The organism is Pyxidicoccus sp. MSG2, assembly GCF_026626705.1.
In the GTDB taxonomy this organism is placed as follows: domain Bacteria; phylum Myxococcota; class Myxococcia; order Myxococcales; family Myxococcaceae; genus Myxococcus.
Map to the genome: position 1 here is coordinate 13,106,460 of NZ_JAPNKC010000001.1, position 11,220 is coordinate 13,117,679.

An 11,220-nucleotide genomic window follows, 5' to 3' on the forward strand; every position below is an offset into this window, starting at 1 on the left:
CGGTAATATGATGGCACATGAGCCGTACGTCGCGTGCCTCACGTCTCTTCCCACTCACCGCTGGAGGCGTTTCATGTCCCAGGAATCTTCGTTCCGCCGTGCCTTCTTCCCCTCGCTGAGCGTCGTGTTCGCAGTCGCACTCGTCGCCTGTGGTGGGCCCGAGGAGCAGCCTCTCCCCGACGCACTCGTCGACGCCGACGCGGCCGTCGTCGCCGCCACCGACACCTTCGACGTCTCCATCTCCTGTGAGGCCGCCTTCGGCGACTTCGTGTGCGACGTGGCGCGGACTGGCGGCGTGGGGCCTTTCTCGGCCACCTGGACGGGCGTCACCCGCGCGTACATCGACGTCAACTACCTGCACAACCCCGACACGGTCCAGGGAATGTGCACGCCGAACAGACCGAGCACCGTCCAGCTCAGCATCACCGACGCGCTGGGCCGCAACGTCGTGCGCAGCAAGTCGTTCCCCTGCAGCCAGCTGGCGCCGTAGCGCACCGGGCCGCGGCGTCGCAGCGGCAGTCAGTCGCGCTGCGACCTCGTGGCCCCATGGTGCACCGAGCCACGACATCGGCGGCGACAGGCAGTTCCGCCGTGGCCCGGGGCCCGGGCCGCGGCGGCGTCCGCGAGAACCGGGAGACGCCTGGTCGTCATCAGTGCGGTCCAGGACGGGGCAGCTCCACCGTGAAGGTGGAGCCCACATTCTGCGTGCTTTCTGCCCGCACCGTGCCGCCGAGCGCGGAGACGACCTCGCGCACGATGTAGAGGCCCAGCCCCAGGCCGCCGTAGTGTTTCACGGAGACGGCTCGCTCGAAGCGCTCGAAGACGTGCGGCAAGCGGTCCGGGGCGATACCGATGCCGGAGTCCTTCACCACCAGCCGCGCGATGCCCTCCCGGGCTTCCACGACGACTTCAATCGGCTTGCCGGCGCCAAACTTGAGGGCGTTGGCGAGCAGGTGCACCACGACCTGCTCCAGCCGCTTGCGGTCCCACCGGCCCACCACGGGTGCCTCGGCCTCGAGTGACAGCGGGCAGCCCGCCCGCGCCAACTGCTCGCTGAAGCGCCCCGCCACCTTCCGGGCCACCGCCGCCAGGTCCACCTCCTCCGACTGGAGGCGGAGGTTTCCCGCCTGGATGGCCGAGTCGTCGAGCAGCTCGCCGATGAGGCCCGTCAGCCTCTGCATGTGCCGCTCGGCGCTTCGGGAAGTGCGAGCCACGACCTCGGGCGAAGCGACGCCGGCAGCTCTGCCCAGCCCCTGCACCGACAGCTTCAGCGCAGTCATGGGTGTGTAGAGCTCATGCGTGGCAACGGTGAGGAAGTCGTCGCGCTGCCGGACGGCCTCCTGTGACTCCCGATAGAGACGGGCGTTGTCGAGGGCCAGGGCGGCCCGGCGGGCGAGCTCCTGGGCCAGCGTCACGTCCGCCTGGCCATAGCGGCGGCCGGCCTTCGCGGAACCGAAGGTCATCGCCCCGAGAGTCCGCCCATGGGCGGCGAGGGGCACCGCAATCGCCGTATGCGTGCCGAGCGCGCGGATGAGCTCCGCGTGCCTTGCGTCCCGAACGGTGGTCTCCAGGAGCGTGTCCGGGAGCTCCGGCAGGAGAATTGGCTCTCCCGTCCTCAACGCCTGTCCTGCCGGCTGCGGCGAGTCCCAGCCAGGGGGATAGCGCGCGGCGAGCTCGCGCAGGACTCCCTCCCTCGCCGCATCCGCGTGGAAGCCCGCCACCCGCGTGACAACGCCATTCTCCACCACGTCGATGACGCACCAGTCGGCGAAGAAAGGGACAGCCAGGCGCGCCACCTTGGCCAGGGTCGCTTCGAAGCCCAGCGACTCGGCCAGGATGGCGCTCGCTTCGGCGAGGAAGCGCACCGTCGCCTCGGCGCGCCTCCTCTCCTCGAAGAGAAGACTGTTCTCCAGGGAGACGGCGATGTGCGACGAGAGCAGCTCGAAGACACGCACCCGCTCTGACGTGAAGGCGTCGGTGGCCAGATTGTTCTCGAGGTAGATGACGCCCACGCGCCGCGCCTGCCGGTGGATGGGCACGGCCAGGACGGACTTGAGGGCCCGCTCGGCCACGTCGGAGTCCGAGACGAATGCCCCCTCCTGAGCAGCGTTGCCCAGGACGACGGCCCTGCCCGTGCGCCAGACGGCTTCGACGACGGAAACCGGAAGCCGTGGCTGCGCCCTCAGCGGTACCTGGACCCGGGAAACCTCTCCGGTGGCGGACACCACCGCCCGCACCACGGGCGCGCCCTCTTCCTCGAGGACGAGGAGGCCCCGCTCCGCGCCAGCCGACTCGAGACATATCCTCATGAGCTTCTCGAGGAGGCGCCCGAGGACCACCTCGCCGGAGAGCGTCTCGGCGGCCTTCAGCAGGGTGAGCACGTCGAGGCCCACCTCCCTGCCTCCCGGTGTGACCGGAGTCCTCCAGCGAGGCACGCCTGGAACCACGAGCTGGGCGTGCTCCTCCTCGAGCAGGTGGACCTTGGCCGTCGCCCCCCACCGGGTGTAGGCGTCGAGGGCTTCCGCGAGGTAGCGGCTGGCGACGTACGGCTGAGCTCGGGCCAGGTAGAAGCGGCCACACAGCTCGTTGGCGAGGGCCTCGTCCTGAAGGAAGCCCTCCCGGTGCGCACCCTCCATGGCCTGGTGGTAGAGGTCTTCGGCCTCCAGAGGCTTGCCTTCCAGCCGCGCCCGCTCCGCCGCGACGAGGTGGTGCTTGTGGCGGAAGTTCTCCGGGCAATTTTCGGCCCAGGTGTGGAGCCTCTGCTCCAGCGGCGCCATCCGGGCCAACGCGGCGGCCTTCTCGTCCGGGGAAGCTCCGCCCGCCAGCGCCGCCAGCGTCAGGGCGGTGTAGAAGCAGTGCTCGAATTCATGCACCCAGCTCCGTACGAGCTCAATCCACTTCGCCGCGGCCTCTGACATCTGGAGGGCATGGGAAGCGTCACCGAGGAGATACGAAGCCTGAAGGCGCAAGGTCGCATAGATGCAGCGGACCGTCGGATTCAGCTCGACCGAGGCGAGAAATTCCGCTTCGTCGAACTCGGCATCGTCGAAGCAGCGAGGCCTCGAGGTCCAACCCTTGAGGCAGCGAATCGCCTGGCGGGAGCCGAGCAGGTGTTCGCTCACCAATCGGATGCCGGTTCTGCGGCTGTACGCCATGCCCTCGTCCACCACCGAGAGGATGCGGTCCAGCCCCGTCCCTTGCGCCAGGAGCGTCCAGGTCAAGAACAGATGGCAGTATGACGTGAACTGAAACTCCCCCGACTCGAGCCCCTTCGCCATCGCCGTACGCAGGAGTGGCACGCTGGAGCGGAGCGGTGCCCGCCAGGAGTTCATGGAGACGGCGAACACGAAGAGCGTCCGGGTCTCCAGCGCGCGGTTCCCGAACCTCCGGCTCAGCTCGACACCCATTCGGCCAAAGGCATGGGCCTTCGCATACTCGCCTCGAGCCCTGGCGAGGATCTGGCCGTATTCGGCATACATCTGCGCGGAGATGACCGAGTGCCCCTGCTCCAGCGAGCAGCGGACCGCCCAGAGCACGAGGACGGTGTAGAGCTTCGGGTCGGAGAGAATCGCGGCGGAAATCATGTCCGCGAGGAGCTGCTGCAAGGCCGCAGGTTCCGCGCCGTGCACCCACGGGGCGTCGAGCAGCGCATCCGGCGTGCGCCCCCCGAGGCGCTCCTCGACGGCCGCGAACGCCGCTCGGATGGCTTCATCGAAGTCCCGTTCGGGGAGCTCCATGCCGAAGAGACGCAGGCCCTCATTCCCCCAGTGGAGCGCCCGCGAGAAGTCCGCGCGCAGGCTGTAGGCAACCACGCGGACGACATGGAGAGCCACCTTCTCGAGGCGTGACTGCGCATGCAGGAGCGCGGCCTCGACGAGCGCCTCGGCGTCCTCGGGGGTCGCGACGCGAAAGGCCAGCTCCGCCGCGTCCCGGTGCAGGCGGAACGAGAGCTCATGCTGGGAGTGCCAGGCATCCACGGGGAGGAGGCAGAGCGCGTGCCGCAAGTATGCGAGCGCGGCCTCATAAGCCGAGGAGGCCTTGGCCTTGCGCGCGGCCCTCTCGTTGAGCTCGGCCAGCCGCAACCGCTCCGTGTCCTCGCGCAGGAGGCTGGCGCCCCGGTTCAGCTGGTCGACCGCCTCGAAGAGACGCTCGGAGCGCTCGGAGAGGCCCTCCAGCAGGCTTCGCCCTATCTCGAGGTGCAGGGCCTTCCTTCTGTCGTCGGAGAGAAGAGAGTAGGCCGCCTGCTGGACGCGGTCGTGCGCGAAGCGGTACGAGGCCGAAGGGCCCGTGGCTGCATGGGCTGGCTGCTCCCGGCGGGCCGCCAGGCCCACCGGAGCCAGCAGGCCTTCGCGGATGGCCAGCCAGAGCGGCCGGGCGGCATCTTCGGGGCGTTGCGCCCGCACCCTGGCCAGCAGCCCGACGTCGAACTGACTTCCAAGGCAGGCGGCCACCGTCAGCGCCTCCTGGGTTGCGTCCGGGAGGCGCCGGATGGAGGCCACCAGGAGGTCCACCACATTCTCGGGGACCGGGGCCTCTGCAATCCGGGGAAGGTCCCAGGTCCACACGCCGGCTCCAATGTCGAAGACCAGGAGTCCTGCTGTCTGGAGGAACCGGAGGAAGCGTTGGAGGAAGAAGGGGTTTCCGGCGGTCTTCTCGACGAGGAGGGCGCCGAGGGGGCGGACGCGATCCGGTGAGGAGTGGAGCACATCACAGAGCAGCGCCGTCACCGCGCCGGCCTGGAGCGGGCCGACCTCCAGCGCATGGACCGTGATGCCTGCTTCCCGGATGGCCTGGATGGCCTGCGCTGCCGGATGCGCCGGGCCCACCTCCTCACTGCGCCAGGCCACGAGGACGAGAAGATGGCGGATGTCGGAATCCGACACGAGCACGCGCAGCAGCTTGAGCGAGCCCGAATCCACCCACTGCATGTCATCGAGGAAGAGCAGGAGTGGGTGCTCGGACGCGGTCAGCGCCCGCATGAAGGACGAGAAGACGAGGTGGGTGCGGCTTTCGGTTTCAGCGGGGCCGAGCGGTGGGAGGGGTGGCTGACCACCGAGGAACTGCTCGAGCTCGGGGACGAGCTCGGTGAGGACACGGCCATTCGGGGAGACGGCCTCCTGGATTCGCTGCCGCCACGCCGTGGCAACCGGCTCCGACTCGCCGAGGAGCTCGAGCGCGAGCCCCCGGAACGCCTTGACGAACGGGGCCAGGGGAACGTCCCCCCGCAGCTGGTCATACTTCCCGGAGAGGAAGCGTCCCCTGGCTTCGGCCAGGGAGCGTATTTCCCGCACGAGCGCCGACTTGCCAATGCCCGCCCTCCCCTCGACAACGAGGAGTTCCCTGGCGCCCGCCACGCAGCGCGCGTATGCGCCTGTCAGCTCGGCGAGCTCTCGCTCCCGGCCGTACAGCCTGGCCCCGAGAGCAAGCTCGCGCTTGTCGAGGCGGGCGAGCTCGAATGGCTCCACCCTGCCCGAAGCCCGCCATTGCTGCTGCACCTCCACGAGGTCCGCATGGAGCGCCTCGGCCGTCTGGTAGCGCCACTCGGGCATCTTGGCCAACAGCTTGAGGACCATGTCGGAGAGCACCCCGGGGACTCGGGGATTCGCCTCGGCGGGCGCAACTGGAATCCGGGCCAGGTGGGCATGGACGATTTCCAGCGGGTCCTCCGAAGGGAAGGGAGCGGCTCCCACCAGCATCTCGTAGAAGGTGGCGCCCAGGGAGTAGAGGTCCGCGCGGTGGTCCACCAGACGCTTCATCCGCCCTGTTTGCTCGGGTGCCAGATAGGGAAGCGTTGCCTCGAGCTCTCCGGACACACCCGCCCCCTGGGAGAGGCCGGTGAGCGTGGTGGCCAGCTCGAAGTCGACGAGGGTGAGGTGCGTCCCCTCGCCGAGGACGAAGTTCGCCGGGCAGAGGTCCCGGTGAATGACGTTGTGTCCATGGACGGCTGCGACGATGGCGGCCATCTGCACCGCCAGGTCGAGAAAGGCGTCCACCTCGAGGCGCCGTCCACGAAGCGTGTCCTGGAGACTGGAGGGCCCGGCGTCCTCCAGGACGAGCGCCGGCCTTCCGTCGCTTGTCTCCAAGGCCAGCGGCTTGACGACTCCGGGCACGTCCAGCGCGGTGAGCAGTGCATACTCATGGCGCAAGAGTGCCTCGGCCCTCGGGGCGTCCTGCTCCGGCCGGACAGATTTCACGATGACAGGGTGCCCATCCCTGTCCGCCCGTATGACGACGTAGCCGGCGCCCAAGTGCAGTGGCCGGGCCACTTGAAGTGCGCCCTCTTCCATCACAGGGTAATCGTCGGCACGGGGCCCCCCCTCCGCAAAGACGCCTGCAGCCGTGGCCCCGCGGGCCTCGCCGGTCGGATGCGGTAGAGGGGGGCAGACGTCTGCTCTGCTCCGAAAACCGCGGTGCGGCAGCGAGGTGACAGGCTCACCGACCGATGGGTGCTGGCCGTTGATACACACCCCCGGCACGGTCAAACGCACCCCACCCACTGGAAATGACTCACACACGAAGTACACGCGCCCAGCGCGGTCAGGGGTTCCAGGAGGAGCCACGTGCGTCCGGTTGAGACCGGTCATGCCCCATGCATGGTGGCCACCCCGCAAGCGGGCGGGCGCAGCATCTGGGATGAGGGACTCCCAACCAACCCACACATGCAGGAGGAGCCCACACGCTGAAACATTCACGGTCCATCACTTGCAACATGTCTGTCTTCAGGAAAGGACATCCCCTGCAATGCGTTCTCGTCCCCCCACCCGGAACAACGTCGCTGCCTGGTCCCTGGGAGCCGCGCTGCTCGCCTGCCCGGTGGTCGCTCATGCGGAGTCGGCAACCCAGATTGACGACCTCTCGCTCGAGGAACTCCTCAACCTCGAGGTGGACACCGTCACGCGCCGCATCCAGCCGCTGCTCTGGGCTCCGGCGCGCTCGGTCGTCGTCACACGCAGCCAGATTCTGCAGCGCCGCTACGTCAACCTGCGAGACCTCCTGCAGGACATGCCGGAGGTGGATGTCTTCACCAACTACTCATCGGTGACCCGGAGCGCGGTCTCCGTCCGCGGCCTGGTGGGGAACAATCGTTTCCTGGTCCTGGTCGACGGCGTCCGAATCAACGCGATGACGGGCGACGAGGCCCCCGTCGAGGACAACTACCCGCTCTTCGACACCGAGCGCGTGGAGGTCATCTACGGTCCTGCGTCCGCGCTGTACGGCGCCGACGCGCTGGTCGGCGTCATCAACATCGTCAGCAGGCGAGAGGAAGCCAGCAACGGCGTCGGGGCCTCGGTCTCGTACGGGAGCGCCGACACGCGCTACGGCGCCGCCAAGGCGTTCACGAAGATTGGCGAGCACGTCCGGCTGAGCCTCGCGGCCCACAAACACGACTCGGATGCCCCGAACCTCGCGAGTGCCTATCGGGAAGACTTCCAGGGCATCGGCGAGCTGCGGGACCCCTTCTCCGGAAACGTCCTGGCTTCGATTCCGAACAACCGCTTCAGCAACAAGGTGTCGAGCTACTCCATCTCCGCCCGGCTGACGCTGGATAAGGAGCTGACGGCCGGCTACGACGTGCGGCAGTTCACCCAGCTCACGTCCGTGGGCGTGAGACCGGAGTTCACCGTCTACGGCGCGGAGGCCCCGCACCGGTGGCAGACCTTCTATCTGACCTATCGCAAGGAGTTCCTCCCGAAGCTCGAGTCCAGCTCGGAGATCAACTACGCCATCTTCACCAAGCCACCGTCGTTCTCGTACAACAACGCGTACTCGGGGGGGCTGCCGCAGTACAAGTATTCGAGGAACACGTCCTTCAGCGTCAGGGAACAACTGGCCTACCCACTGACCCCCGACATCGACGTCGTGGCGGGAGTGTCCTGGGCCTACATCCACGCGCTTCCCGAGACGGGCGCCCTCTCCACCCCGTTCGACGAGGACCTGCCCTCGGGGGCGCAGGGGCAGACCATCTTCGGAACGTCCATCCCCTTCCCGAACTACGAGCTCAACTATCAGACGCTCGGCAGCTACCTGCAGACCCAGGCACAGCTCACGAGCAGCCTGGCCGTCACGGCGGGCATGCGCTTCGACCACGACACCCGGTATGGCAACACCTTCAACCCGCGCGCGGGGGTCGTCTACCAGTTCACGTCGGGAAACACCGCGAAGCTGCTCTACGGCGAGGCCTTCCTCGCGCCGCCGCCAGCGTACCAATACGCCTTCTGGGGCTCGTTCGCGGGAAACGATGCCAGCACCGGCCGGCCCTTCGCCTACTGGTTCCATGTCCCCAACCCCGACCTGGACCCCATGAAGGCGCGCACGCTGGAGTTCGACTACTCGCTGCTGATGGCCAAGGACCTGCTCGTCGAGCTCGATGGCTACTTCAGCGCAGTGAATGGAATCACCGTCGCGCGCACGGTCGAAAGCTCCACCGAGTTCGCGGGTGCGGACGTCCTGTCCTACGAGGAGTTCCGGAGCGAGGGCCGGGCCAGGCTCTACGGCGGAAGCGTTTCGCTCCGCTACCGGGTGCAGTTGGGGGCCACGGAAATCGAGCCGTGGGGTTCCTTCAGCCTCTCCCAGGGAAGGACCTTCGACAAGCCCGAGGATGGATGGACCGAGATGTCCTTCAACGCGCCCTACAAGGTGAAGGGAGGCATCACCCTGAAGCGCGGCGCCTTCAGCTTCACCCCTCGGTTTCGCTGGGCCTCGCGGTCCACCCAGACCCTGCGCAACCCGGCGGAGCCCTCCCACCGGCTGACAGCGCCCGCCTACGCGGTCGTCGATGCCGCGCTTCGAGCGGATGACCTCTTCGTCGACGGGCTCTCCCTGGCCCTGGACGTCCGCAACCTGCTGGATGCCAGGTATTACATGCCGGGTGCCGGCGGCCCGCTGGAGTTCCTCAACACCCCCCAGGACCCGCGCACGGCGATGCTGGAGTTGTCATTCAACTATGACTAGGCGCGCGGCACCGTGGAAGTTCCTCCAGCAGCAGTCACTCCGCGTCAAATTCGTCGCACTGGAGGCGGCGCTTCTGGCTGCGATTGCGTTGTTTCTCCTGGCGTTCTTCCCGTCGCGGCTCGACTCGCTCGCGCGGGCCTCCGTGGAGCAGCGGGCCGTGGGCATCGCCACGGTGCTGTCTGCCGCCGTGGCCCCCGCGCTCGACTTCGACGACGTGGCGCGCGCGGAGGAGCTGGTGAGCGGTCTGGCGGGCACGCCGGGAGCGGTGTACGCGCTCGTCCTCCGCGAGGATGGCAGCCGGATGGCGTCGTGGAAGCCCGAGGCTGCGCCCGAGCCGGCCTCCCTGCCCCGGGCGTCCGACAACCAGCCCCAGGTCTCCTCCTCCGAGCGTGACCTCCACGTGGCCATGGCCGTGAGCAGCCGCACCGGCGCCCGCGGACAACTGGTGCTCGGCTTCAGCCTCCAGGAGCTCCACGCCCAGCGTCGCAGCAACCTGCTCGTCGTGGGACTCGTCTCCGGGCTGGTGTTCCTCGTGGGGCTCGGGTTGACCTTCCTGGTGGGCACCCGGGTGGTGCGCCCGGTGGAGCGGCTCCGCGCGGTGGCCCAGCATATCTCCCAGGGGGACCTCGTCACCGCCGAGCAGGCGCTCGGCGGCGCCGACGCGGTCGAGCGTCAGGCGAGCGCCTACGTCTCCTCTCTCAAGCAGCGCTCCACCTCCGACGAGCTCGAGCAGCTCGCCGGCTCGTTCGCGGTGATGCTCACCCAGCTCCGCCGCGCCACACGGACCCTCCAGGAGTCCGCGCACCGGCTCTCCGATCACACCGCCGCGCTGAAGGTGGTGTCGCAGGAGCAGGAGGGCATGGTGCGAGACCAGGCACGCGCCATCCAGGGCACGCAGGCTTCGGCGCAGGAGCTGCGCCTGACCGCGGACCTGGCGACGCAACGCGCCGAGGCGGTGCTCGGGGTCGCCGCTCGGGCGGAGTCCATCGGGACGTCCGGGGAGAGCAGCATCGAAAAGAGCCTCCAGGGGTTGAGCCACATTCGCAAGCAGGTGGAGCAGATTGCCGAGCGCATCGCGAGCCTGGACACGCACGCGCAGCGAATTGGCAACATCACCTCCACGGTGAAGGACCTGGCGGACCAGTCGAACATGCTCGCGCTCAACGCTTCGATTGAAGCCGCGCGAGCCGGTGTGCACGGCAAGGGCTTCGGGGTGGTCGCGCGGGAGGTGCGCAGCCTCGCGGACCAGTCCATCCAGCGCACCGTGGAGGTCCGCAAGCTCCTCGGTGGCATCATCGAGTCCATCCGCGCCGCGGTCTCCATCACCGAGAGCGGTTCGGCCCAGGTGGCGCAGGGGCTCGAGAGCGTCCAGTCCTCGGGCGAGAACTTCCAGGAGCTGACGCGCATCGTGAAGGCCAACCGCGAGGCGGTCGAGCAGATCGCCAGCGCGGTCTCCCAGCAGAACACCGGCATCACCCACATCTTCTCGGCCATTGACGACCTCGGACGTCAGATGGCCCAGACCGTTGCCCGACTCGAATCCATGGCGAATGCCATCACGGTCGTCCAGGACGTCTCGAAGGCCGTGCTCGACGTCGCCAATCACTACCGCATCTGACTTCTTCTCCTCTGCTCCGGACAGAAACGCGATGACTCCCTCGAATCCTGGCCGTCCCCGCTTGCGCCATCTTGCTTCCGGCTGGGTCCTGCTACCCCTGGGGCTCCTCCTGGCGAGCGGCCGCGCCGGAGCGGACCCCCTCGTGGACCGGCAGGCCGTCATCACCCTCCGGGCCCTTGCCTACGACAACAACCTCGGCAAACGCGCGGGTGGCTCGCTGGCCGTGGCGGTGCTCTTCAAGGAGGGACACTCCGGCTCTGTCGACAGCTCCAGGAAATGGACGGAGGCCCTGACCCGGCTGGGGGCGCTCAAGGTCCAGGGAATGCCCCTCCAGGTCGTGAGGCTGGCCTACACCGATGCGGCGTCCCTCAAGGGCGCCGTCGCGACACAAGGGCTCGACGCGCTCTTCGTGTGCGAAGGGCTCGAGGCCGAGGTCGACGCGCTCAAGGCCATCAGCCGCTCGGCGAAGGTGCTCACCATCACGGGTTCCGCTGCCCTGGTCGAGCGGGGGCTCTCGCTGGGGATTGTCCTCTCCGGGGACAAGAACACCATCCTCATCAATCCGCAGGCCAGCGCGGAGGAGGGGGTCTCCTTCGGCAGTGACCTGCTCCGCCTGGCGAAGATGGTGAAGTAGCTGCCGCACCCTGACT

5 protein-coding genes are annotated in these 11,220 nt (G+C 68.3%); 4 read left to right on the forward strand and 1 reads right to left on the reverse strand.

Annotated features, from left to right (window positions below; genetic code table 11):
• The first annotated feature begins 73 nt into the window (after positions 1–73).
• Positions 74–490 carry a hypothetical protein gene (locus OV427_RS49530; RefSeq protein WP_267863263.1) on the forward strand — a complete coding sequence of 139 codons (417 nt, stop codon included), beginning with the start codon at positions 74–76 and terminating at the stop codon, positions 488–490.
• 160 nt (positions 491–650) lie between these two features.
• Here the strand turns inward: OV427_RS49530 and OV427_RS49535 are convergent, their stop codons facing one another.
• Positions 651–6,584, reverse strand: a complete 5,934-nt coding sequence (locus OV427_RS49535) for an AAA family ATPase (RefSeq protein WP_324290045.1) — start codon at positions 6,582–6,584, stop codon at positions 651–653.
• Positions 6,585–6,741: 157 nt separating this feature from the next.
• Between OV427_RS49535 and OV427_RS49540 the strand changes: the two genes are divergently transcribed.
• The 3 genes from OV427_RS49540 (at position 6,742) to OV427_RS49550 (ending at position 11,204) form a co-directional block, all read left to right on the forward strand.
• Entirely contained in the window at positions 6,742–8,952 is a 2,211-nt protein-coding gene (locus OV427_RS49540) for a TonB-dependent receptor plug domain-containing protein (protein WP_267863265.1), read from the forward strand.
• Positions 8,945–10,570 (forward strand): methyl-accepting chemotaxis protein, encoded by a 1,626-nt coding sequence (locus tag OV427_RS49545; protein WP_267863266.1) that lies wholly within the window; start codon positions 8,945–8,947, stop codon positions 10,568–10,570. Before OV427_RS49540 ends, OV427_RS49545 begins: the two co-directional genes overlap by 8 nt.
• Positions 10,571–10,631: 61 nt before the next feature.
• Positions 10,632–11,204, forward strand: a complete 573-nt coding sequence (locus tag OV427_RS49550) for a YfiR family protein (RefSeq protein ID WP_267863267.1) — start codon at positions 10,632–10,634, stop codon at positions 11,202–11,204.
• Positions 11,205–11,220: the final 16 nt, after the last annotated feature.